The 23,458-nt window shown below is 44.5% G+C and carries 33 protein-coding genes and 4 pseudogenes; all 37 read left to right on the top strand.

Annotated features, from left to right (window positions below; translation table 11 throughout):
• Positions 1–12 precede the first annotated feature (12 nt).
• A pseudogene (locus tag BMX26_RS01265) lies at positions 13–809 on the top strand (ORF6N domain-containing protein).
• A 64-nt stretch (positions 810–873) separates the two neighbouring features.
• The gene (locus tag BMX26_RS01260; protein ID WP_075529666.1) at positions 874–1,119 is read left to right on the top strand and encodes a hypothetical protein; all 246 of its coding nucleotides are present in this window, start codon (positions 874–876) and stop codon (positions 1,117–1,119) included.
• A gap of 191 nt (positions 1,120–1,310) precedes the next feature.
• On the top strand, positions 1,311–1,511 hold the full coding sequence (locus BMX26_RS01255) for a hypothetical protein (protein WP_075529665.1): 201 nt from the start codon (positions 1,311–1,313) through the stop codon (positions 1,509–1,511).
• A 3-nt stretch (positions 1,512–1,514) separates the two neighbouring features.
• Positions 1,515–1,889, top strand: coding sequence for a hypothetical protein (locus BMX26_RS01250; protein ID WP_075529664.1), 375 nt, complete (start codon positions 1,515–1,517; stop codon positions 1,887–1,889).
• A gap of 71 nt (positions 1,890–1,960) precedes the next feature.
• Positions 1,961–2,455, top strand: coding sequence for a siphovirus Gp157 family protein (locus BMX26_RS01245; protein WP_075529663.1), 495 nt, complete (start codon positions 1,961–1,963; stop codon positions 2,453–2,455).
• A complete protein-coding gene (locus BMX26_RS01240) occupies positions 2,452–3,873 on the top strand; it encodes a DEAD/DEAH box helicase (protein ID WP_075529662.1) in 1,422 nt (473 codons plus the stop codon). The genes BMX26_RS01245 and BMX26_RS01240 overlap by 4 nt, the downstream gene beginning before the upstream one ends.
• A gap of 15 nt (positions 3,874–3,888) precedes the next feature.
• Positions 3,889–4,587: an AAA family ATPase gene (locus BMX26_RS01235; RefSeq protein ID WP_075529661.1), complete on the top strand. Its 699-nt coding sequence runs from the start codon at positions 3,889–3,891 to the stop codon at positions 4,585–4,587.
• A gap of 18 nt (positions 4,588–4,605) precedes the next feature.
• Complete coding sequence (locus tag BMX26_RS01230) at positions 4,606–5,178, top strand: hypothetical protein (RefSeq protein ID WP_075529660.1); 573 nt, start codon at positions 4,606–4,608, stop codon at positions 5,176–5,178.
• 66 nt (positions 5,179–5,244) lie between these two features.
• Positions 5,245–6,042, top strand: coding sequence for a bifunctional DNA primase/polymerase (locus BMX26_RS01225; protein ID WP_075529659.1), 798 nt, complete (start codon positions 5,245–5,247; stop codon positions 6,040–6,042).
• On the top strand, positions 6,039–7,307 hold the full coding sequence (locus BMX26_RS01220) for a virulence-associated E family protein (RefSeq protein ID WP_082272431.1): 1,269 nt from the start codon (positions 6,039–6,041) through the stop codon (positions 7,305–7,307). Before BMX26_RS01225 ends, BMX26_RS01220 begins: the two co-directional genes overlap by 4 nt.
• A gap of 399 nt (positions 7,308–7,706) precedes the next feature.
• Positions 7,707–8,048 carry a VRR-NUC domain-containing protein gene (locus BMX26_RS01215; RefSeq protein ID WP_075529658.1) on the top strand — a complete coding sequence of 114 codons (342 nt, stop codon included), beginning with the start codon at positions 7,707–7,709 and terminating at the stop codon, positions 8,046–8,048.
• Positions 8,049–8,160: 112 nt separating this feature from the next.
• Positions 8,161–8,622 carry a class I SAM-dependent methyltransferase gene (locus BMX26_RS01210; protein ID WP_075529657.1) on the top strand — a complete coding sequence of 154 codons (462 nt, stop codon included), beginning with the start codon at positions 8,161–8,163 and terminating at the stop codon, positions 8,620–8,622.
• Between the two features lie 93 nt (positions 8,623–8,715).
• Positions 8,716–8,844 (top strand): hypothetical protein, encoded by a 129-nt coding sequence (locus BMX26_RS09860; protein ID WP_412771384.1) that lies wholly within the window; start codon positions 8,716–8,718, stop codon positions 8,842–8,844.
• Between the two features lie 23 nt (positions 8,845–8,867).
• Entirely contained in the window at positions 8,868–9,053 is a 186-nt protein-coding gene (locus BMX26_RS01205; protein ID WP_075529656.1) for a hypothetical protein, read from the top strand.
• 74 nt (positions 9,054–9,127) lie between these two features.
• Positions 9,128–9,544 carry a hypothetical protein gene (locus BMX26_RS01200; RefSeq protein WP_075529655.1) on the top strand — a complete coding sequence of 139 codons (417 nt, stop codon included), beginning with the start codon at positions 9,128–9,130 and terminating at the stop codon, positions 9,542–9,544.
• Between the two features lie 200 nt (positions 9,545–9,744).
• Positions 9,745–10,083: an HNH endonuclease gene (locus BMX26_RS01195; protein WP_075529654.1), complete on the top strand. Its 339-nt coding sequence runs from the start codon at positions 9,745–9,747 to the stop codon at positions 10,081–10,083.
• Between the two features lie 79 nt (positions 10,084–10,162).
• Positions 10,163–11,431, top strand: coding sequence for a hypothetical protein (locus BMX26_RS01190; RefSeq protein WP_412771383.1), 1,269 nt, complete (start codon positions 10,163–10,165; stop codon positions 11,429–11,431).
• Positions 11,424–12,638: a hypothetical protein gene (locus BMX26_RS09690; protein ID WP_075529652.1), complete on the top strand. Its 1,215-nt coding sequence runs from the start codon at positions 11,424–11,426 to the stop codon at positions 12,636–12,638. The genes BMX26_RS01190 and BMX26_RS09690 overlap by 8 nt, the downstream gene beginning before the upstream one ends.
• On the top strand, positions 12,607–12,807 hold the full coding sequence (locus tag BMX26_RS01180; RefSeq protein WP_075529651.1) for a CPCC family cysteine-rich protein: 201 nt from the start codon (positions 12,607–12,609) through the stop codon (positions 12,805–12,807). Before BMX26_RS09690 ends, BMX26_RS01180 begins: the two co-directional genes overlap by 32 nt.
• A gap of 36 nt (positions 12,808–12,843) precedes the next feature.
• A pseudogene (locus tag BMX26_RS09465) lies at positions 12,844–13,026 on the top strand (hypothetical protein); the annotation flags it as partial.
• Positions 13,027–13,147: 121 nt separating this feature from the next.
• Positions 13,148–13,540 (top strand): annotated as a pseudogene (locus BMX26_RS01170) (HNH endonuclease); the annotation flags it as partial.
• Positions 13,541–13,678 (top strand): endonuclease, encoded by a 138-nt coding sequence (locus BMX26_RS09855; protein WP_412771390.1) that lies wholly within the window; start codon positions 13,541–13,543, stop codon positions 13,676–13,678. It abuts the pseudogene before it with no gap.
• A gap of 160 nt (positions 13,679–13,838) precedes the next feature.
• Positions 13,839–14,288, top strand: a complete 450-nt coding sequence (locus BMX26_RS01165) for a phage terminase small subunit P27 family (protein WP_075529649.1) — start codon at positions 13,839–13,841, stop codon at positions 14,286–14,288.
• 17 nt (positions 14,289–14,305) lie between these two features.
• Positions 14,306–16,168 carry a terminase large subunit gene (locus tag BMX26_RS01160; RefSeq protein ID WP_075529648.1) on the top strand — a complete coding sequence of 621 codons (1,863 nt, stop codon included), beginning with the start codon at positions 14,306–14,308 and terminating at the stop codon, positions 16,166–16,168.
• Complete coding sequence (locus BMX26_RS01155) at positions 16,146–16,358, top strand: DUF1056 family protein (protein WP_080927205.1); 213 nt, start codon at positions 16,146–16,148, stop codon at positions 16,356–16,358. The genes BMX26_RS01160 and BMX26_RS01155 overlap by 23 nt, the downstream gene beginning before the upstream one ends.
• Before the next feature lie 2 nt (positions 16,359–16,360).
• The gene (locus BMX26_RS01150) at positions 16,361–17,491 is read left to right on the top strand and encodes a phage portal protein (protein WP_075529646.1); all 1,131 of its coding nucleotides are present in this window, start codon (positions 16,361–16,363) and stop codon (positions 17,489–17,491) included.
• Entirely contained in the window at positions 17,478–18,185 is a 708-nt protein-coding gene (locus tag BMX26_RS01145) for a head maturation protease, ClpP-related (RefSeq protein WP_075529645.1), read from the top strand. The genes BMX26_RS01150 and BMX26_RS01145 overlap by 14 nt, the downstream gene beginning before the upstream one ends.
• A 27-nt stretch (positions 18,186–18,212) precedes the next feature.
• Positions 18,213–19,427 (top strand): phage major capsid protein, encoded by a 1,215-nt coding sequence (locus BMX26_RS01140; protein WP_075529835.1) that lies wholly within the window; start codon positions 18,213–18,215, stop codon positions 19,425–19,427.
• A 12-nt stretch (positions 19,428–19,439) separates the two neighbouring features.
• Positions 19,440–19,760 carry a head-tail connector protein gene (locus BMX26_RS01135; RefSeq protein WP_075529644.1) on the top strand — a complete coding sequence of 107 codons (321 nt, stop codon included), beginning with the start codon at positions 19,440–19,442 and terminating at the stop codon, positions 19,758–19,760.
• Positions 19,750–20,076: a phage head closure protein gene (locus BMX26_RS01130; protein ID WP_075529643.1), complete on the top strand. Its 327-nt coding sequence runs from the start codon at positions 19,750–19,752 to the stop codon at positions 20,074–20,076. The genes BMX26_RS01135 and BMX26_RS01130 overlap by 11 nt, the downstream gene beginning before the upstream one ends.
• A gap of 58 nt (positions 20,077–20,134) precedes the next feature.
• Positions 20,135–20,518 carry an HK97 gp10 family phage protein gene (locus BMX26_RS01125; protein WP_143454836.1) on the top strand — a complete coding sequence of 128 codons (384 nt, stop codon included), beginning with the start codon at positions 20,135–20,137 and terminating at the stop codon, positions 20,516–20,518.
• Positions 20,515–20,889 carry a DUF806 family protein gene (locus BMX26_RS01120; RefSeq protein WP_075529641.1) on the top strand — a complete coding sequence of 125 codons (375 nt, stop codon included), beginning with the start codon at positions 20,515–20,517 and terminating at the stop codon, positions 20,887–20,889. The genes BMX26_RS01125 and BMX26_RS01120 overlap by 4 nt, the downstream gene beginning before the upstream one ends.
• 2 nt (positions 20,890–20,891) lie before the next feature.
• Positions 20,892–21,548, top strand: coding sequence for a major tail protein (locus BMX26_RS01115; RefSeq protein ID WP_075529640.1), 657 nt, complete (start codon positions 20,892–20,894; stop codon positions 21,546–21,548).
• Positions 21,549–21,603: 55 nt separating this feature from the next.
• Positions 21,604–21,972, top strand: coding sequence for a hypothetical protein (locus BMX26_RS01110; RefSeq protein WP_052750350.1), 369 nt, complete (start codon positions 21,604–21,606; stop codon positions 21,970–21,972).
• Complete coding sequence (locus BMX26_RS01105) at positions 21,969–22,169, top strand: hypothetical protein (RefSeq protein WP_046922200.1); 201 nt, start codon at positions 21,969–21,971, stop codon at positions 22,167–22,169. The genes BMX26_RS01110 and BMX26_RS01105 overlap by 4 nt, the downstream gene beginning before the upstream one ends.
• On the top strand, positions 22,170–23,231 hold the full coding sequence (locus BMX26_RS01100; protein ID WP_075529639.1) for a hypothetical protein: 1,062 nt from the start codon (positions 22,170–22,172) through the stop codon (positions 23,229–23,231). It abuts the gene before it with no gap.
• A gap of 12 nt (positions 23,232–23,243) precedes the next feature.
• Positions 23,244–23,458, top strand: a pseudogene (locus BMX26_RS09685) (phage tail tape measure protein); the annotation flags it as partial.

Here is a 23,458-nt window from a genome sequence, read left to right as displayed (position 1 = left end):
AGGTATCAGAAAATGAACGAACTGAAAGTTTTAGGTAAGGAAAAGGTTGGTGCTTTTGAATTCACTGGAATCGAAGGTGGTTTCGGTGAAGATAAGAAAGCGATGTTGGTTAAGGATATTGCGGTAATCCACGGAAAAGAAGTTCGCCAAATCAATCAAGCAATCAATATGAATAGAAAAAGATTTAAAGATGGTATTGATGTATCGATTTAAAGGGAAATAATTTCGCTATCAATTTGATGGATAGCGGATTTACTCAAAACCAAATCAATGCTTCTAACAACATTTATCTATTATCTGAACGTGGATATGCTAAGCTGCTTAAAATCCTTGAAGATGACAAGGCTTGGGAAATTTACGATGAGTTGGTTGACAACTATTTCAACATGCGGCAGGCAATCAAGGCGGACAACAAAGCACTGGTTGCCAACAAACGATTAACGATTATGGAAGAAAATGCAAAAACGCGTAAAGCAAATTTACTTTTCAAGGTTGCAACTGGTACGGCTTCAAATAGCGCTCGTGAAAGAATTTTCGCTCATATTGCTACTGAGCTGACCGGTGAAAAATTTATCCCAGAAATTCAGAAGAAAGAATTTAGTGCAAAGGAAGTCGGCGATGAACTTGGTATTACTGCTAATAAAGTTGGTAGAATTGCAAACATTCTCGACTTGAAAGCTGAACAACCGGGTGAAAATCAATTCGGGCGCTGGGCGATGAGCAAATCACAGTATAGCAATAAAGAAGTAGCGCAGTGGTTATATTACCAAGCTGGTGTAAATGAAATTAACAAATATTTAAGCAAATGACAGCAATACTTTATCAATAAATTTCTGAAAGAGACCGCTTAATAATTTTAAGGAGGTGGGCGACATGATGGCGAATGGGTGGAAAACACCACAGGAAATCATGAAAGACTACGGATTAGAAAAATCAGCATTTGCAGAGCGTAAGCGAGATTGTATTGCTAATCCAGAGTATCGGGATGCGATAGTCCAAGACGGTCGCAAGATGACATACATCATTGAAGAGCGTTGGCAAGCATACTTGAGATATCGATCAGAGCAATACCGAATTAGGATGCTAGATCCACATATTAGGAAAAACACGGCTAATTGATATTGAAGGCTAAACAATGGATGGAAGAGAACCGTCAGCGGATTGACTGGCGGGCCAAGTTGCCAAGATAAGGAGATGAAAATAATGTTTGTAAAAACAAACACAAGCTCATAATAATATCCGTACTCGCAATAAAAACGATGCGGAAGATATGGAAAAGGCAATCAAGGATATTGAAGAAGGTGCAATAAATGAACATCATTAAAAAATTAAAATTGCGGAAGCTTAACAAGAAACGTGAATGCTTGCTCAATGAATTCACGGTCGAAGATATCACTGTACAGGACGTTTGGTCGCTTAGAAAAAGCATGAACAACGCCGCCAAAAGAGCATGTTTGATGGATGGTTTGGAAAAACTGGACGCAGAGATCAAAGTAATTGTGGAGGGATAAATTATGAGCGAAATTAAAACAACAGAAAACGGTTTGGAAATTCAAGCCAACAAAATCACATTGGAAGGCCCGGAAACAAAGTACATTACGTTGGCGGTAGTCGAGTACGATCCTTACGAGGGCATGGATTGCGAAGGAAACGATAAAGACAAGACGCTTGTTCGTTTGCCGACATTCTGCCATCAAGTCAACAGAGGCGACTTAATTACTTTTAAAACGGGTTCGTCTTCTAAGCCTTTCCAGGGAAAGGTGCTTGCTAAGCAAACATACAACGTTGAAGACGATTATTTGCCTATGCTGCTACTGGCGTTTAACCAAGACTTAGGGTGCCTACCTACCATTGAAGTGAAAATTGAGGAGGTGAGAGTAACTTGGTAAATAAAAAGCTGCTCAATTCGAGCAGCCACCAATAAAAACACCTTAATTATAACACATGGAGGAAAATAAGAATGAATCTTTTTAAACTGAACCAAAACTTTGATTCCATCGTGGCAATGATTGATGATGAAGAAACTGAAATTGACGAACAAACGCTTTTTGACACTCTTGAATCAATTAAGCTAAACCGTGAAGTAACACTCGATAACATTGCAACTTTGATTGAGAAAAACAAGGCGTATGCGACCGCATATGCTGAAAAAGTAAAGTCACTGCAGAACGAGAAGAAGCGGCTCGAAAAAGTCAATGACAGTCTGCAAAGCTACATGACACAAGCCATGGACCAAGCCGGCTTGAAAGAATTAAAGACAGAAAACCACGTACTCAAGCCACGCAACTACAAGGCAAGCGTGGTTGTCGATGACACGTCGGTAATCCCGGAAAAGTACATGGTCACGAAAACGACCGTCACACCGGACAAGACGACAATTTATAAGGCGCTCAAAGCCGGCGAAGAAGTTCCCGGAGCGCACGCTGAGCCGAATCGAAAGACCGTGATTAAGTGACATTCAAACTTCGCAGCTATCAGAAGGAGTGCTTAGACAGCGTCTATCGCTCTTTAAGAAAGGGCAACAAGTGCATTGTTGTTCAATCTCCGCCGCGGACCGGCAAAACGGTTATCATGGCAGAAATTGCAAGGCGGACCACGGCGAAGGGAAATAGGATTCTGTTCATCGTTCACCGCAAAGAGATCGTGGATCAGGTGAAAAAGACGTTTGCCGAGCAGAGCGTAAAACCAGAATTCTGTCAAATTGGAATGGTTCAGACGTTTACAAGAAACATCAATCGATTAGCCAAACCCGACGTAATCCTTGTTGACGAAGCACATCACGCCTTGGCAAAGACTTACGTTAAAGTGTTAGACGCATTCCCAAACGCGGTTAAGTTATTATTTACGGCAACTCCCGTCAGAATGGGGCGGCTGCAGCTCGATCAAATCGCAACTGATTTGGTCGAAGGCAAACAGATACAAGAGCTGATGGATACTGGCTTTCTTGCTCCATTTCGTTACTTTGCCCGTAAAAAAATTGACGATGACAAGCTCAAAAAATCGTCAACGGGTGATTTTACAGTTGGATCAATGACGGATGCTATCGAAAAAGGCATTTATCAAGCCGTTGTAAGTGAATACCGCAAACGGGTTGACGGCAAACAAGCGGTGGTTTACTGGTTCTCTGTAGAAACGGCCAAACTGTGTGCACAAGCGTTCAAGGATGCAGGAATATCGGCTGAAGAAATCGACGGCACCACACCACCCGACGTCAGAGACAAAATAGTCAATGATTTTCGAGATGGCAAGGTCAAGATTCTGACGAACGTCAACCTTTTTACCGAAGGCATCGATTTGCCAAATGTAGATTGCGTAATCATGGCAAGACCTACCCAGTCACTGGCATTGTATCTTCAGTTTGCGATGCGGTGCCTAAACCCAAGGAATGGAAAAACCGCAACAATTATCGATATGGTCGGTAATTGGGAACGTCACGGGTTGCCTTCGGAAGAACGGGACTGGGCAGAAATGATGCACACCAAAGCAAGACGGCAAAAAAACGTTGACGGCCCGACTGTTTGCCAGTGCCCTGAATGCATGGCGGTATGGAATACGAAAGCTGTTCGGGAAAACGGCAACACGTGCCTTGACCCGTTTTGCAGATATAATCCTGTCATTCCACCGCCTAAACGAAAAATACACGTTGCCGAAGGCGAGATTGAAGAAATCGATACTGCCGAGCAAAAAAGGAGGAGATTCGCCGAGAAGTATATGAAGCAGCAGATAAGAAAAAACCTGGGGGATAAAGACCTGTGGGATTTGCAAAACTATCAAGAGTGTCTGCAGTATGCAATGCTCAAAGGTTGGAAAAGAGGCTGGGCATACCACTATGCAAAGAATCATAATTTGCCAGGCTTGCCAGGACGACGATAAAGGAGGATTTTTTAAATGAGTATTTTACCGGAAGACAAACCATGTCAACCAAAAAAAGAGCCGCATAACTTCTTTGTTTACGGCGCAACAATGAGCGGGAAAAGCTATTTCACTAGTTTCTTCCCACATCCGCTTGTACTTAACACTGACGGAAATTCGGAACAGGGCACTGCCCCAAGCATTCAGATCAGAAATGTGCGTGACGAGCACGGGGCTTTAAAGTCAAATTGCATTCAGCAGTTAGATGAAATTGTAACAGCGCTTCAGCAACCAAACTGCACGTTTCAGACGGTAATTGTTGACGTAATCGACGATATTTGCGTCATGATTGAACAGGCAATCTGCCTCAAACACAACGTACAGTCACTTGACCAGATCGGTTACGGACGGGGGTATGCGGCATTCAACGCTGTTTTACAACAGTTCGTGATGGATTTGAAGGCGTTGAACCAAGATGTTATCTACATCAGCCGTGAGTTAGCACTTGTTGATGAAAAAACGGGTGCGACGTCAAAGGTGCCGAGCCTCAAGAACAAATACTATAACGTTGTGAATGGGAATTGCGATTTGGTCATTCACACGGAAAAGTTTGGGAAGAACGTCTACAGACGTTCAGTGACGGATTACCGCCAAGTTTACAAAGCAGAAGACATTAAAAACGAACGTGTTCGGAAACTGTTAGGTTCAGTTGAAGGCATGTTTCAGGATAAATAACTAGGAGGAAAAAATATTATGAGTTTACAAGACGTAGTTAATGGAATTATGAAGAGTGGCTGGAATGCCAAGACGGACAGTGCTAATGACGGGTTTGACAACCTCAAGCCGGGTACATATGAGGTCATGCTTGACAAGGTCAACCATGCGTCGTTTCCGAGTGGATACGAATGCATTAATTTCAGTTTCCAAGTGATTGCCGGTGAAAACGCAGGACGCAAGGAATTTGTGCACGTCAACCTTGCTGACAAGAAGAAAGACGGGGCACCGATGCCGGATTTCGTTGTATCGAAAAACATCAAGCTGCTTTTCAAGATTGCCGCACTGAGCGAATTACAACTGACGCCTGATGACTTGGCAGGAGATGAAACCGGCATTTATGAGCGGGTGGTTGCCAAATTCAACGCAGGGCATGAAGGACAGGTTATGCAAATGAAGATTACGGAATCACCAAACAAAAAGGACCCATCAAGCCCGTACCGTAACTATGATTTTGTCGAATCAGACATCAAAGTAGAACAAGCAAAAGCGCCACAAGATCCGTTTGCTAATGCTGCAAGCGATGTTGACGACAGCGATTTGCCATTCTAACAAAAAATGAAGGCCAGTAAGCATATAACTGCCGAATGGGTGGGATGCCCGTTGGAGGTGAAGTCAATGAATAATTTAGTCAATTATGCCGTGAGTTATGCAGAACGTGGTTTTTACGTGATACCGACGATTGGCAAAAAGCCGCTCAAGAAGTTCGCCGGGCTGCCGGCTATGACTACAGATGAAATCAAAAAGTTTTGGGACAAGCACCCTTATGCAAACATTGCGTTGAAAACCGATAGATTTTTCGTAGTCGATATCGACCGTCACGCTGACGGGGCAGACGGAGTTGAGGAAATCAGAAAAACAGGCCATCCGGAGTGGTTTAAGAACACGCTGGCACAACGCACGGCGCACAACGGTTTTCAGTATTTTTTCAAGAAGCCGGCCGGTACGAAAATTGCACAAAATATTGCTTTTCTACCGGGTGTGGATATCAAGGCTCATGTCAACAACTATGTTGTAGTTGCACCATCTGTCGTTGATGATAAGCCATACCAATGGATCAGCAAAACCGGCGTCATGAGAGAACCCGACCGGGGGCTGCTTGACCTAATCAAGGAAAAATCAAAACCGGCTACACCTCAGGTGAACTTTACGGGAAGTTTCGGAGGCAAAACTCAGACTACACAACTGTTTGAGCAAATCATAACGGGTTTGGGTGAAACCGGAGGACGCAACAATGCGTTAACCGTGTTCGTTGGTGGTTTGCTCAGACGCAATGTTGATCCTCAGATAGCTTACAATCTTGCTTTGCTTGCAAACGAAAACACTGAGCATTCTTTGAGTGAAGCAGAGGTTGAGCGAACCGTACAAAGCATCATTACGGCAGAATTAAGACGAAGAGAGGAGGGAGGTTCTTGAAACTGATTAAAAGCGATGATGCGGAAAAGCTGAAAGGGCTCCAGGTCAACAAATCGCCTTTTCTGGTCGACTTAAAAGGTCATATCAAGCGAAATTCGATTTTTAACATCAAAGTTATTTTGGAAAATGATCCGCTGCTTGAAGGGATGTTTAAATACAATGAGTACACTGAGTGCGTCGAAGTTGTCAAAGATTGCCCCGAGCTGCACATCGCCAAGGGTTTTGTGCGTGACGGGTACGTCGATTCAATTGCCTGTTATATCGAAAGCAGCGCAAAGTATCAGCACGTGCTTTTTGACCAGTTGCGCATCAGAACCGCAATTGAACAGGTGGCGTACAACAACGGATACAATCCATTAAAAATGTATATGGAAGAAGCTGCTGAAAAGTGGGATGGCAAAGACAGGCTGACCACCATCTTTTGCGATTTTTTAGGAGCTGAAAGACGCGAAGAAGTGATTCTTTCAACGAAAATGTTTTTTTACGGGGGAGTTGCTAAGATTTTTGATCCGTCCGTAAAATTTGATTTCGTACTTGACCTGGTCGGCGGACAAGGCGCAGGTAAAACGTCATTTTGGCAGAACATCGCTCCGTTGGGATATTACACCGACCAGTTCTACACGTTTACCGACAAAGATGATTTTTCAGTTATGAGAAAAGCGCTGATCGTCAATGACGACGAAATGACCGCCACGAGAAAAGCCAGCTTTGAAGAACTGAAACGGTTCGTCACGATGCAGACGTTTGAGTACCGTGAACCGTACGGACACTCTGCTTCCAGATATGAAAAGAAATTCCTGTTGGTCAGGACAACTAATGATTTGTATTATCTGAAGGATAAAACCGGTGAACGGCGTTTCCTGCCAATTCTGGTAAACAAGGACAAGCAGAAAAAGAACCCAATCGAAGATTTAACGGAAGACTATGTCATGCAGCTGTGGGGGCAGGCGGTGGTCGAATATCGTCAGAAACCCGACTTCAAATTCACGTTCAATGCAGAACAAGATGAAATGGTTGCTGAATACCGCAAAAACTTTATGCATACCGATGATCTTGAAGATGAGATTGAAGATTTGGTTGAGAACAATTGGAAAGACAAGAATTTTATCAGCTCGGCTGACATTGAATTCGGCTTGTCGATTACAAGCTTGGCATCTGACAGAAAATTGTCTAACCGCATTTCGAACATCATGGTTAATCGTTTCGGCTTCAGGAAGGGGTACAAGAAAATCAATGGCAGGTCCAAGCGAGGATATCTGAGGTAGCACATGGTCACGCATAGTCACGCTTCCTCGTTTTAAAACCGTGACCGTCTGAATCCCTTGTGGCAGTAAGGCTAGAGCGCTTATTTGGCCTTAGCCGGTCACGGTATTTTTTGGGGACTGTGACCGCCCAAAAACCTTGAGGCTGTAGGGCTAGAGGGCTTAAGGTCACACTACTACCCTATATAATAATAATATATATATATAGGGGGGTAGTAGTAAGGGAGCTACTATAGGAAAGTTAAAAATAAGCGTGACCGTGTGACCAATTGCCGAAAGCGTTGTGAGAGTAAGAATACAGAGTTTTTTTTCATTTTATCGGGTCACGCTTCTAAGCGTGACCTTTATACAAAAAAAGCGTGTATAACCGCATAAATGAATGATAAGGAGTATATTTTTTCAATGAGTCCAGAACATAAAATTCAGAATGAAATTCAAATAGCACTGTCGGAAAATGGGTGCAGGGTGTTCCGAGCGAACGTCGGCAAAGTCCGGCTTGAAGATGGAAGATGGTTTGATACGGGGTTGCCAAAAGGCCATCCTGACCTGTACGGATTCCGGATTGATGACGGCAAAGTTTTTTACATTGAGGTCAAGACGGCAAGCGGTAGACCAAGGCCGGAACAAATCACCTTTCATAAAATGTTGAACCGATACGGAATTATTCATGGTATCGCACGGTCAGCAGATGATGCGGTCAAAATTGTTAAGGAGGAGTTGGTTGGATATGGATTCCAAGGATAAAGCAGGTTGTCTGGTAACAATGTTGTTACTGCTATGGTTTGCAGCAATGTGGGTATTATGTAAGGCATTACTGGGATAACGGAAGGAGATCGAAGATGGAGGTAAATAAGAAATGAAAATATTAGATGTTTGCTGTGGCTCGAGGATGTTCTGGTTTAATAAGCAAGAGAAACACACAACTTACATGGATATCAGAAATGAAATTCTTTACTACAAAGATAGACATCTAAAACGAAAAGTTGAAATTAGACCTGACTTAATAGGAGATTTTAGAAAGATACCATTTTCTGATAGTAGTTTTGACTTAGTGGTGTTTGATCCACCACATTTGATTCACGGCGGAGCAAACTCTTGGCTAGTCAAAAAATACGGTAAACTTAACAAAGACACTTGGAAACAAGATTTAAAACAGGGTTTTGAAGAATGTATACGAGTTCTTAAAGGTAATGGTGTGCTGCTGTTTAAATGGAACGAAGAGCAGATTAAAACTAAAGAAGTATTTGAAGTGTTTGGACAACAACCGATTTTAGGAGATAAACGCAGCAAGACAAGATGGAGTGTGTTCATAAAATGAAATTTAAACAACTAGTAGCAAAATTCTTACTGTTGCTAACTTACTTGGCTTGGGTTGCTGGGTTTATTACAAGTTTTGGAGAGGAAAGAGAAAGTGAAGGATTATTTAGTTTACGTTGAACTTAACGGCATCTGGACTAATATGCTAGTCAAAGCTACGAATTGGGAAGAGGCTGAGCAGTTAGCAGAGTTAGAAGTTAGAAAAGTAAGTGTAGAAGCCTAACAAAAAAGCCAAGGAGGAAAAAAATGGAATACAGAATCAAATATAGGATATGGGACAATCGTGGTCTTATAGAGGATGTTTCGGAGGTCGAAGCATGTGACTTTGAGATTAAAAAAGGGTTTGTCGGCATCTGGACTGTGTTCAACGATACTACAAGGCCTGACCTTTATATCAACGCTAACGACGTGCTTACGATTGAATCGCTCTAAAATGGCTTTCTAAGCGATTTTAAGGGTAACTGGTATAATCAGGCTCAAAACTATTTAGAATGGAGTGATATTGCTTGGAAGATATCTTCAAGGCAAATAAAGCATATCTTTTTCAGTATCGAAAGAAGATGGAAAAAATTCAGCGGCTGGAAGATAAACTGGCACAGATTGACAGTGATCTTATCGTGCTCAAGTCTCCGACCATGAGCAGTGAACCTAAATCATCGGTCAAAATAACGCTGACAGACAAGCTTATTCAAAGGGAAGAGTTGGAAGATAAAATCAATACGCTTCTCAAGTATGCACGTCAGGACAGGACAGACATTACACGATGCATCGATGCATTGGATAATCAGAAGCAGGCACTGGTATTGGACCGTTATTTCATCAGCGCTCAATCCTTGGAATACATCGCAGATGACATCGGATACAGTCGCAGCTATGTTACTAAACTGTATGTACAGGGGGTACAGTCAGTCATCGTGGTGTAGTAACCAACAGTATACAAACAGTGTACAAAGAGTATACAAACAGTGTACTGATAGTAACCATTGAACCATGCTATTATAGTATCGTTGAAAAGAAGGCAAGGAACAGTCCCCCTGTTACCTTGCTTTTTTTATGTCTTGGGGTCGATACGGTTTTCAGCATCCCCCCTATGTTTTTTTAATCCCCATGGGAGGTGGTCAGTATGGTCAGAGCGGACAGGCAAGGGCAACATAGGACAGCATTTGAGAAGAACAAGAAGCGCTTGTTGATGACGCAGAATACGTGCGGGATTTGTGGTATGCCGATTGACAAATCATTAAAGCCGCCTGATCCGATGTCACCAGTTGTTGATCACATCGTACCAATCAGCAAGGGTGGGCATCCGTCAAGCATAGACAATCTGCAACTGGCACATTGGACGTGCAACCGGCGGAAGTCTGACAAGCTTTACGCTGACGGGTTCAAACACAAGGCTCAAGTGATTGGCAATCGCAATCTTCCTCAGTCAATCAACTGGGCGGAATACAGAGAGGGGGGATAACCCCCTACCCGCGCATCACGCGGAGTTTCCCGCCGTCACTGTACATTTTTTCTCGCGCGACATGAAAGGAGTAGATAAATTGAGTGAATTAAAGGGCATTGCTTACCTCAAGCGCAAGCTGGCAACGGTCCGGTCACGTGTTTTGATGAGGTACAAGCAGTATGCGATGAAACACTATGACCCGCCAGTCGGTTTGACCATTCCGCCACAAATTCGTGACAGATACCGTGCTGTCTTGGGTTGGAATGCAAAGGGAGTTGACAGCCTGGCTGATAGATTGGTTTTTCGTGAATTTTGTAACGACGATTTTAACGTCAATGATATTTTCAAACAGAATAATCCCGATGTCTTTTTTGACAGCGCGGTTCTGTCCGCACTAATTGGTTCCTGCTGCTTCGTTTATATTTCGAGCGCAGACGATTCGGTCCGCCTGCAAGTTATTGAAGCAAGCAACGCAACGGGTGTTATTGATCCAATTACAGGCTTGCTGACTGAAGGCTATGCGGTTTTGCAACGTGACAATGATACCGATTCGCCTGTTTTGGAAGCGTATTTTACTTCTGACGAAACATGGTACTATCCTAAGGGCGGCAAACCGTATAGCATCGCTAATCCGGTTGGCGTGCCATTGCTCGTTCCGGTTATCCACAGGCCTGATGCAGTTCGCCCGTTTGGTCGCAGTCGAATCACACGGTCGGGTATGTACTATCAGTTGTACGCTAAACGCACGCTTGAACGGGCTGACATCACCGCCGAGTTCTATAGTTATCCACAAAAATACATTCTAGGTATGGACCCGGATGCCGAGCAGATGGATACTTGGAAAGCAACCGTTTCGTCTTTGCTCAGAATCGATAAAGATGATGAGGGTGGTCATCCGGTAGTTGGTCAGTTTACTACCGCTAGTATGTCGCCTTTTACCGAACAACTTAAAACCGCAGCTGCCGGATTTGCGGGCGAAATGGGATTGACCTTGGACGATTTGGGCTTTGCGTCCGACAATCCGGCTTCGGTTGAAGCAATCAAAGCAAGCCACGAAAACTTAAGGTTGGCTGGCAGAAAAGCGCAACGATCATTTGGCAGTGGATTGCTTAACGTAGCTTACGTATCAGCTTGCTTGAGAGACGGGTTCCATTATCTGCGCAAGCAATTTGTCAATACTACGGTTAAATGGGAGCCATTGTTTGAAGCTGATGCAAACACGCTGACGTTGATTGGTGATGGCGCAATCAAACTCAATCAAGCGTTGCCGGGCTATGTGACCGGCGAAACAATCCGCGATTTGACCGGTGTAGCCGGCAATCCTTCTGCTGTGCCTGCTGAAAGCGAGGCGGTGAGTGATGAATAATGATGTTTTGCCAGGCCTGCTTAAAGAAATTCAGGAGAAATTTGAAGCTGAATTTGGAAAAAGCAAGGTCGTTGAAGATGCTTTTAAAAAATTGAAAGCCAAAAAGGCAACCTATTCTACCGCAAACAATTTTGCAATTGAAGTTGGTGAAATGCTCGTGCGAGTGCTGAAATCGGTAGTGACGGCGGATCGATTACCTGATGGCAAAATGTATTACAACATCGCAAAGCGTTTGTTGGAGCCAGTTTTAGTCAACAGTTACAAAGTGGTTGCTGATTATGCGGTCAAAGTGCAGTCTGATTTAAACAAAAAAGCAAAAATCGGTTTGAACGCAAAAAAGCCTGTCTTGATTCAAGACAGGATTGATGGTTTTATCGATCGATTATCTTCTGAAGATGACTTTAATAAAGTGAAATGGATCCTTGATGAGCCGGTGGTCAATTTTACGCAGGCAGTTATTGATGATACTATCAAAATCAATGCTGAATTCCAGTATAGTGCCGGGCTCAATCCGACTATTGAGCGACGCACTTTTGGCCGTTGCTGCGAGTGGTGCGAAAACTTATCGGGGACATACAACTATCCGCATGTTCCCGAGGATTTCTATCACCGCCATCAACGATGCCGATGCACTATTGAATATGATCCAAAGACTGGCAGAAGACAAAATTCATGGTCAAAGAAGTGGTACAGGTCAGATCGGTCTGAACTTGAACGGCGACGTAAAATGAATATTGATATTCGTGATAACAACAGGAAAAGCGATATTCTGGAATACAGGAAAATCGTTGATGTTTTAGGGGTAGAAAAATCACCCATTTCGTTGGCTGAATTTCAAGATTTGAAGTATAATGACGTTGAAAGATACAAGGAGTTAAAAGACCGTGTCGTTTGGAGTGAAGCTAAGTTTCCAAGCGAAAAATCTTTAAATGGGCATTTTGAGAAACATGCTAAAGAATTTGTACAAAATATGACCAAGGAAGATTACCAGAAAGCTGCTGCAAGTCTGTTGTCACAACCAGTTGATGATGCTACTGTCGGTTACGAAACCGAGGAAGGTCGGAGAGTAAGATATGATAAAAAGAACAATATCATGGCTATCGGGAATGTCACCGCTGGTGGTAAAATCAGAATCAATACAATGCTGAGACCAGAAAAAGGAGAAGAATACTACAATGAAAACTACGACAGAGATCATAATGGTTGATGGAGAAGAATGTATCCATTGCCCTGTTTGTGGAAGACTAGTTCAATTGTTCGACGTCTGTGAATGCAATTGGGAAAATACAGGCGAAACGAATATCGATGGCGGTCCCAATAAAATGACGTTAGCAGAAGCTAAAGAGGCTTATGCTAAGGGTGAGCCGATTAAATAGAAGCACTTAACCAATTTGAGGTTAGGTGCTTTTCTTATGCTCAAAAAAAGGAGGGAGAACTTGCTGAAGTTAGACGAGAAGAAAGTCAGAAAAGGAAAGCCTATCGGATTGCCTTACATCGGAAGTAAGAAAAAGGTGTCTAAAAAGATTGTTGAAATAATAAAGCAGAACTTTGGGTGTGACAAGCCTGTTTATGACATCTTCGGTGGCGGTGGCGCCACAGATGGAATGACGGGCGATGAGGTGTTTGAACTCGTTGCAGAAGGGCTTAAATCATTAAAGCAACGGTATGAGGTTGATTCCAAAACAATGCTTGTATATCTTGAAAGTGTGATTGACGATGGGTAGATACAGACGTTGTCGTTATACTGGTTGTCATGCGATGGTAGCATACCCTGATCATTACTGTAACGAGCATAGTCAGTATGAAGCAGAATATCTAGCCAGGCGGAACCAGTGGGGCGTCAGAAATGAGATGCATGCCAAAAGACATAACCGGGAGTACAACCGGACAACGCGTGTGAGGGATGATGTCAAGGCAGAGCAGAATAAATTCTATCATACAAGACAATGGCGTTCATTGAGACACTATGTACTTGAACGAGATCATTATGTATGTGGATACTGTGGAGCATTCAACGCAGGAATCGTTGACCATATCGTGCCGATTGAGTATGACAAGAGCATGATGACTGATACAGACAACCTTACAGCATGCTGTAGAAACTGTCATATGACCAAAAGCAGATGGGAACGGGACTATTACGGGACTGGTTCGCAGAATGAATTGAAGCAGGTCGGCAAGGTGACGGATTTGAAGTTATTACGGGAGTTGCTGAAAAGCCGTGATAGGCTTTCTAAGCATTCCTAATCATTGCGAGTATGATTACACTCAATCTGTTTTATTTGTTAATCCCCCCGCCCTCATGCGCCGTGAGAAGAGCTACACACAGTGCCCACGTCTTACGTCGCGCGAATTTTTTTAAATTTTTAAAAAGGGGGGCTATCCCGAAGAAAGAGAGGTGAAAGTTGTGGCAACTAAGCCATATTATCTGCAGAATGACGGCAAAGTTTCCAGAACTCCGCCTAGTTATCTGGGGGTTCTGGCCAAGGAATGCTGGCGTAAGATTGTGCCGTTTCTCGAAGCAACCGGACGTGTTGAAAGAGTAGATACCAGTTTGGTTGAGCAGTATTGCACACAGTATGAGATTTACAGGGTTGCCTATGAGGATATCAAGGAAAATGGCATCCAAACGCCTATGTACAAGACTCTTCAAGATCAGATGGGGGAAATCATTGGCAAGGAGTTTGCGGGATTTAGGAAGAATCCTGCTGTCATGACTATGAAGGATGCAAGCAACCAGCTTAACACAATTGGTGCTCAGCTTGGATTGTCACCTAAATCCAGACAAGAATTAATGACGATTGCTGCTAAAACCGATAAATCGGCTACAGATGAGCTGAAGAATTTCTTTAAATAAGTTAAGGAGGTGATAAAATGCAGAAAATAGACCTTGTGCAATCGCACGATGTGATTGGTATGTATGAGAAACTCGATTTTAATCAAGAGCGAAGAAAATACACGGACCCTGGTACAGTGTATGCATTTGATGTGCTTGACGGAAAAATAACAACAGGATACCTCATTAAACTTGCTGCATTTCGTCACTTGAGAGACTTACAGAGACAAGGTCAAGCTGATTTTCCATATACTTATGATATTCACGAATCGGAAAAGCTGTTGAAGTTTGCTTCTATTTGTCCAAATGTTGACACAGGAGAGCCTACTAAACTTATGGACTGGCAGAAGTTTATTTTTTCAATGCTTTTTGGCTGGCGGAATCGGGAAGGAGGCAAGAGATTTACGCGAGCGATCGTTTCTGTTGCTCGTGGACAAGGAAAAACGTATTTGATGGCTATTTTAATGTGCTATTCGTATCTGATAGAAAGCCTTGGATTGTCCAACCAGGATTATCTGGTTGCTTCGATTAATTTTAAGCAAACTAACAAGTTGTATGGCTACATTAAGTCTATGCTGCGTCAGATAGCAGTTACCGAACCTTTTAAATCTTTAGCTGACGAGACGGAGCTGTCAACGCAGTCTGATCAAACAATCGAAAAAAGGACGAATAACGTTCTGAGAGCCATCTCGTTTGAGTCTGGACAGTTCGATTCTTTTCACTTTACTACAGCTATCGTTGACGAAATTGGTGAAGTAAAATCGCGTGACAAAGTTTCAAAAATTATCTCGGGACAAGTTAAAATCAAGAATAAACAGTTTATTCAGATATCGACATCATATCCTGATCCAAGTGTTCCTTTCCATGAAGATCAGAAGATGTTGCAACAGGCGATGGAGCAAGATTGGAATCGTGATGCGGACAGCTATTTAGGCTTAATATGGGCTCAAGATGACTTAGACGAGACTTTCAAAGATGAGACTTGGGTTAAGTCAAATCCTTTGCTGCAATTGCCAGACCAACATGATGTACTGTTAGCAGGTCTCAGAGACAAGCGCGACAGTGACATGCTGTCCGGCACCATCTCGGATTTTCAGAATAAAAATCTTAATTTGTGGCTTCAAGAAGCAGCAAACAGTTTCTTAAAACTCAGCGACATCGAAAGTGCAGTCATTGACAAATTCGACTATGACGGAATGGACGCGTACTTGGGGTTTGACTACTCCATGTCGTCCGACAACACCGCTCTGGCCTTCGTCATTCCTTACGCTGACAAGACGGGGCGCAAGTGGCATGTCATGCAACACTCGTTCATACCATGGCAAAGGGCCGGCTCTATCGAGGCCAAGGAGAAACAGGACGGTATCGCCTACAGGGAACTGGCTAAGAAGGGCTACTGTACAATCACGGCTCATGAACAGGGGCTTATCAGCACTGAGCAGGTCTTTAACTGGCTCGTTGATTTTGTTTCCGAGCACCGGCTGAAGGTCGTGTTCTTCGGATATGATGCGATGGGTGTCAATGAATTTATCAAACGTCTGGAGTATAACACCAGTTATCCACTACAGGCAGTACGTCAGAGAACAGGCGAACTGAAGGACCCGACGAAGTTTCTGCAGAAACTGTTTGTTGAAGGATCACTGACCCGTTTTGATGACAAAATCATGGAGAAAGCACTGATAAATGCACAACTGTACAAAGACAAGGTCGGAATACAGGTTGACAAGGCGAAGGCAACGCTCAAGATTGACGTTGTTGACGCAATAATAGACGCAATGTACCAGGCGATGTATCATTTCGAGGATTTCGGTATAGCAAACGACAAGAGCAATCAAGTTGACTTGATGACGGAACAGGACGTTCTCGACTGGTTCAACAGTGAGGACAGTGACACTATCTAAGGGGGTGGTAATCATCATTCTTAAGCTTATCTGGAAGGCGATTGACGTTATTTTCTACGTGGCGGCAATCGTCTTTTTCGTATGGGGTTTTTTTCGGCTGAACGCAACTGCGGGAATCTTTGCCACAGGTTTTGCATGCATTATTCTAGGACTTTTGAGTGAGGCTGTTGCCGGCAAAGGGGGTGATTAACAATGCCTATTTTTAATCTGATGTCCGTTCCTGACTCTGATAATTATACGGTTTCCAATTTTTTAACCGGAGAAACTGAAAATAATTATGTTTCAGCACGTGAAGCACTGCATAATTCCGATGTCTTCGCAATCGTCAACCTCATTTCAGGTGACCTCGCAACATCTAGAATACGTGCGTCAGCATCTAGAATGCAGGGTATGATTGACAATCCGTCAACCATGACAAACGGCCATCTGTTCTGGAAGTCTGTTTTCCTGCAGCTACTACTAGGCGGAGAAGCCTACATATACCGATGGCGTAACAGAAACGGGGTTGACTTGAGCTGGGAGTATCTCAGACCGTCACAGGTTGACGTTTTCGAACTGGATGACGGCTCTTCACTTGTCTATAACGTCACGTTTGACGAGCCGGGAATCGGAATTGTCAACTCGATTCCCCAATCTGACATGCTGCACTTCCGGCTTATCAGCAGAAACGGCGGCAAGACTGGCATTTCTCCGCTTGCGTCACTGTCTTCGGAGATGGCAATCAAGAAGGCCAACACGAATCTGACATTGACTGCGCTTAAACAGGCAGTAGTATCGCCGGGCATTCTGATTATCAAGAAGGGCGGCCTGCTTAATGAGCAACAGAAAGCCGCTCGGTCAAGGCGTTTTATGGCACAGCAGAAGTCATCTAATTATGGTCCCGTGGTGCTTGATGACCTGGAAGAATACAAGCCGCTTGAAATCAAGTCCGATGTGTCGGCACTGCTCAATCAGACTGACTGGACGGCTAATCAGATTGCCAAGGTATACGGGATACCGGACAGTTATCTGAACGGACAGGGCGATCAGCAGTCATCACTTGACCAAATTAAGGGAATGTACACGAACGCTCTTAACCGCTACATGGGGACGATTCTCGGAGAGTTGAACAACAAGCTGAACTGTCGGTTCACTGCTGATTTGCGCCCTGCTGTTGATCCGTTGGGTGATGGCTATGCAACAAAGATTTCCGATATGGTCAAGACCAACGCCATTGACGGCAACCAGGCACGATACATTCTGCAGAAATCCGGCTACTTCCCGGAAGACATGCCTGAATACTCGGGAATCTTGAAGGGGGGTGAAGACAATGACAGTAATTGAAGTCAAGGCGGATATTGTTGATAACGATACAGGTAAGTTCTATGACTGGATAGGATGGGATGCGGTATATCCGGGCAAGGTCTCTACTCTGCTTGATGGTGCCGATGAAGTTGAGGTCAACATCAATTCGAACGGAGGTGACGTGTTTGCCGCGTCAGAGATTTACACGCTGCTGTCACAGCATTCGGGCAGGGTTACGGTTAACATTCAGGGCCTTGCGGCGTCAGCTGCGTCAGTCATCGCAATGGCCGGCGATGTAGTGCATATCAGTCCTACGGCGCAGATCATGATCCACAAAGCGTGGACGACTGCTGACGGCAACGCTGATGATATGGCTCATACGTCAGAATTTCTTGAAGGAATTGATGATTCAATCATGAATGCATATGTTGCCAAAACAGGGCTCAACAAGTCGGAATTGTCAAACATGATGGCCAATGAGACGTGGCTTACTGCAAATCAGGCGGTCGACTACGGTTTTGCTGATGACGTTATGGACTTTGGCAGATCAAGAGAGCCCGTACTTAACTCTATCGGTTATCCACAGGTCAGCCGAGCTGTTGTGGACAGATGGAAGAAGGCCATGGCAAGCGCAGAAGCCTATGAAAAGATTCAGAAAAAAACTGTTGAAAATAGAGATGCGGATAGTTTGAATAAGGAAAGATTGCAGGCCAAGATTGACCTGCTTTTTTAGTAGAAAGGAAGTAAAGCAATGCACGTAATGAACGTTAACGAATTGAAGCTGGCCTTCGATGAAGCCGGCGCAAAGGTACAGGAGCTCGAAGATAAGCGCGCCGACCTCATTCTCGACCTGAAGAAGGATGCAGATTCGCATTCTGCAGACGAGCTCAAGGCCGTCAAGGATGAGTTGTCAAAGGCTGTTGTAGTCCGGGACGCGGCAGAAGAGGCATATGCCGATGCCCGAGCGGAACAGGTCGCAAACATTAAGGCAGAGGACAGGGAGCCGCTAACTGCCGATGAGAAAACACTCAAGAACAAGTTCGTATCAGATTTCAAGGATATGGTTACAGGCGCAAAGGTGTTCAATAAGGTTGATTCCACTGTTGATACGTCCGGTTCAGCTGCAGGATTGACGATTCCGGAGGACGTGCAGACGACTATCCACACTCTGGTCCGCCAGTATGATGCACTCCAGAACTACGTCAATGTTGAGAATGTCGGTACGGCCACAGGTTCCCGTGTCTACGAAAAGTGGTCTGACGTTACACCGCTTGCCTCTATTGATACGGAAGATGCGAAGATTGGCGACAATGACGATCCAAAGCTCACAACGGTTAAGTATGTCATTAAGCGCTATGCCGGCATTACTACGGCCACAAATACGTTGCTTGCAGACACGGCAGAGAACATTCTCGCCTGGCTGACCGGCTGGATTGCCAAGAAGGTTGTCGTAACACGTAATCAGGCTATTCTCACTAAGATTGCTGCTTTCGAGAAGAAGCCGACACTGGCCAAGTGGGATGACATCATTGACCTTGAGAACTCTGTTGACCCTGCCATCAAGGCAACATCGGTCTTCATGACTAACTCTTCCGGCATGAACGCTCTGCGCAAGGTCAAGAATGCAATGGGCGACTATCTTATGCAGCGTGACGTCACTGAACCGGGCAAATACACAATTGACGGCTACCGTGTGATTGAAATTTCAGACCGTTGGCTTGCCGATAATACTGGATCACACCCGCTCTACTTCGGCGACCTCAAGCAGGCGGTCACACTGTTTGACCGTCAGGCTATGTCTCTTATGACAACTAATATCGGTGGTGGAGCGTTCGAAACGGATACGACCAAGATTCGTGTCATTGACCGCTTTGATGTCGCCTCAACTGATGCCGAAGCGTTTGTTCCCGGCTCGTTTAAGAGCATTGCCAATCAGTCTGCTAATTTTGCAGCAACTTCCACAGCTTCTAAATAAGGAGTGATTTAGATGGCGGTTAGCTTAGAGACATTGAAGGATTCACTGCGAGTTGATGATACTGTTGATGATGAATTGCTGACCGGCTATCTTGATGCCGCTTCGTCATTCATCATGAATGCTGTTGGGGCCGATGACGCAAGTTATTACGATAACAACGGGCGGTTTGATACGGCCGTTCTTGCGCTTGCGTCAACGTACTATATGTATCGCATGACAGCATTTACAGGCTCGGTTACTACAATCAACGCAACTATGAATTCGCTTATAGGACAGATGCGCGGGGAGGTGGCGGCACTTGAAGAATCTCAATCCAAGCCGGATGAGGGGTAAGGCCGCATTTGGGCATATGGGAGCAACCGACAGGAAAAATCCCAACACAGGACGTCCGATTCAGGGGTTTGTTTCCGACTTCTCCGTGTGGTATGGAGAGTATTCCCTGTCAATGGCCGACAGTATAGCATACCACGGCATTGACCAAAGCATAGCGATGGTCATCTTCGTTCGCCACAACCATATCTTGAGTGACAAGTTTAAGGTACAGATTAGCGGCGAAGTTTATGACATTGTGAACATCAAGGAAGATGACGGTATTCCGCCGGTCGGATTTGACTTGATTACGCTGAAGAAGGTGGATAAGAATGGGTAACTCAAACGGTGTTAACTCAATCGGTCACGAAGAGTCATTTGAAGGAGTACTTACCAGATTGGCCGAAGGGCTGACACTGGAGGACAGAAAACGTGCCAATAAGGCCGGTGCTGACATCTTTGCCGCAGAACTTAAGGCGAAGACACCTCGCTCTGACAGGATATACCATGACGGGACACCCCATATTCAAGATGCGGTGCTCGTCATTACAGAGCCGAGTGGACGTGTTGACGTCGGCTATTCGGATGAGTCAAAGCGTGGCTATATTGCACGTTTCCAGAATGACGGCTGGATAGCGACTGATCGCAATGGATACAGTCACAAACACGTTCCGGGCAAGCATTTCTGGGAGGCGGCCGAGGTTGCCTCAAAGGACAGAATACAGGAAGCTATCAGGCAATCTCTGGAAGATGCCTTTGCAAGGAAGGTGAGTGGCAAATGACACCTGCCGCATATGTTTATGGAATTCTTGCTGATAACATTGATTCAATTCCAGGTCTTAAGTCAGATGATATTTGCACATTCGACGTGGACGATTCTGCAGGTTCCAATGTGATTGTGCTGATTACAGAAGAACCGGGGATGGGTGATGATTATGGCAACGACAATATTCTATATGCTAATAAACGGATACAGATTGATTTCTACTATCCTAAAAATTATGAAGAAGACATGAACGCACTGGAACAGAGCTTGAAGAAGGTACTTAGAGACAACGGAGTGTACTGTTACTCCGATGCGGGACATGTCTTGAGCCTGGATAGCAGGAACATTACTAATACACTTAAATTCAACATTAAAATGGAGGTCTGAAAATGGCTGTAGTAGGTTTATATACAACTTATGTAGGAATCAAGGGCGAAGACGGGAACGTCATCGTCGGCGTGGACAAGGGCGGAGTTTCTGAAACAGGTGTCTACGAAATTGATACATCGAAGAAGAACGGTAACCTTGGTGCAACAACCGCCAACATCACGGGTCTTTCGGGCACGCTTGCAAAGATTTACGGCAATGACGCTCTTGTGGATGTAAGTAATCCACCGTCTGCACCGTCCGTAGCACTGACATATAACCAGATTAACGTTGGGGTCAAGCAGGCACTGCTTGGTCGCAAGCTTTCGAATGGCGGTTATGTCGATACTGATGATACCGTAGAGAGCGCTCTTATCGTTGCGTCTCACGACGAAATCGAAAACAAGGCAATCTATTTCGCCTTTCCTCGTGGTGTTTTCAACGAAACTCAGCAGAATGTTCAGTCCAACACTGACACGGCTCAGACTAGAGAAACTGAGCAGATGACATTTACTGCACTTGCTGCTCCCGTGCTTGGCAACAAGACATACAAGATTTACTATGAAGGCGCAAAGGATTTCAGCATGAAGAAGATGTTTGACGAGGTTTTCGGCTCTGCACAGACATTCATCAAAGCTGATACTCAGAATTCGGCACCGCAAGTTTCAGAATCACACTAGTTGATCAGACAGAGACGAGAGATGTGAGACGAATTACAGAAAGGATGTTTAATAAATGGCAAAGGTAGTAAAGATTGATGGTACCGTTCTCGGCTTCCCTGAAAAGAATTGGAAACTGATTGACTCAAACGCAAACGTGAAGAAGTTTATCAGGAATTTTACCGAATGGAATGACAATTTACTTGAGTTGGATGAAAATCCAATCTCCTTGATGAACTTCATTGTCGATAAGGTTCCGGACATTCTGGAAGACATGCTGGAGCTCAGCAAGACGGAGCGTAAGAAGCTTGATGAGGCTTCGTTTTCCGACCAGTATGATGTGTTTCGTGAGATGGCACGTCAGTTTCTGGGCATTGACATGGGGTCGCTCAATGATGACGGTGATGAGGTGACTGAAGACCCAAAAAAGCAAGAAGAAGAATGAATCTTCAGTTAAGGCAGCTAAGCGATGATATTGACTACATGGCTAAGCAGCTGCTTACTGAAAACGGTGTTTTACCGGAAGATTACTATAATTCTTCTTATTCTGACATGCAGACGGCACTGGTTTCACGACCACGTGAAGAGCGTGTGGTTGATGCCGGCGAGTTTGCAAGATCTTTGATGAAAGGGGGAAGCTAAATGCCTAAAATCGAAGGTTATACATTTTCAATCGATCTTGATGATCGCGGTGTTGGTCGTAAGTTACAAACAATCAAGCAGGAAGCTTATGCACTGAAGAATGCAATGCGCACCAACTTTGAAGAGATTCGAGCAGGCGAGGGTGTAATGGCAGCATACGCCAATAAGGTTACGGATGCCGAGAATGCAATTAAGGCACAGAATGTGCTTATTGAACGTTTAAGAAAAGAACAGTCGGGGCTTAATACTGACACCGATAAAGGTCAGAAGTCGTGGCTTAGATACGAAAACCAGATTAATGCTGCCAAAAGGGCAATTAACAGTTTGACTGCCCAGCAGGAAAAGGCACGCCAGATTAGTTCTCAGGAGAATCAGCTTCACCTTCAGGCAATACGAAATCTTGAAACGCTGACTAAGAGGACTGACGAAGTCCGCAACGCAACGTCGAGAGTGACGGACATTACCACCTCATATGCTCATGCTCTTGAAACCGAGGGACGGACAAATGAAGCCGCCAGAGCAAAGCTGAAGGGGTTGGAAAGCGTTCGGAAATCACTTGAAATTCAGTTGAAACAGGAAAAATTGCTTCTTCAGGAAACGGCAAGGGTTTCCGGTGAAACCTCAAGTGCATACCAGTCACAGAAGGCAAAGGTCGAGGACCTCACTCTCAGCTACAGACAGAATGAAGCTGAGATTAGGAATCAGATAAAGGTCACGAAAATGTGGCCGGAGCATGCCAGCTTTTCACTTGAAAAAGTAAAGAACAAATTCACCAAAATCACTCCGATAGCATTGGCTGCAGTAAGCTCTGTCACTGCAGCAACATCGAGTGTTATCAGCAAGCTTGAAGAAGGTTCGGAGAAGGCGTCTGAACTCAGCAGTCAGTACAATGTCATCAAGAATAACCTGGTGACGGGTGGTGAAAGCGTCGTTGAAGCAACCAGGGCGGTTGCAATCATGCAGTCTGACGGGGAGAAATACTCACTGAAATATGGGAAGTCTCAAAAAGATATTGCTGACGCTTATCTGGAACTTGTCAAGCGTGGCTATACAAGCAAATAGGCAATTGGTGCAATGAACACCGAACTTCAAGGTTCCATTGCTTCGGGGGATGATTTCTCCGATGTCGTCGAAGTTGCGTCGCAGACTCTTGAAGGATTTGGAATGACCGTTGACAAGAACGGTAAACAACTAAGTTCTACAAAGGAGATGACGGTGCAGACCAAGAAGGCCGTCAACACCTTGGCCTATTCTGCTGACGTTACGTCAACATCGTTCCAGTCTCTGGG

It is taken from the genome of Ligilactobacillus sp. WC1T17 (assembly GCA_900110005.1).
GTDB lineage: Bacteria > Bacillota > Bacilli > Lactobacillales > Lactobacillaceae > Ligilactobacillus > Ligilactobacillus ruminis_A.
Note: the sequence above shows the minus strand (reverse complement) of the source record. Positions and strands in the feature narration are given on the sequence as shown.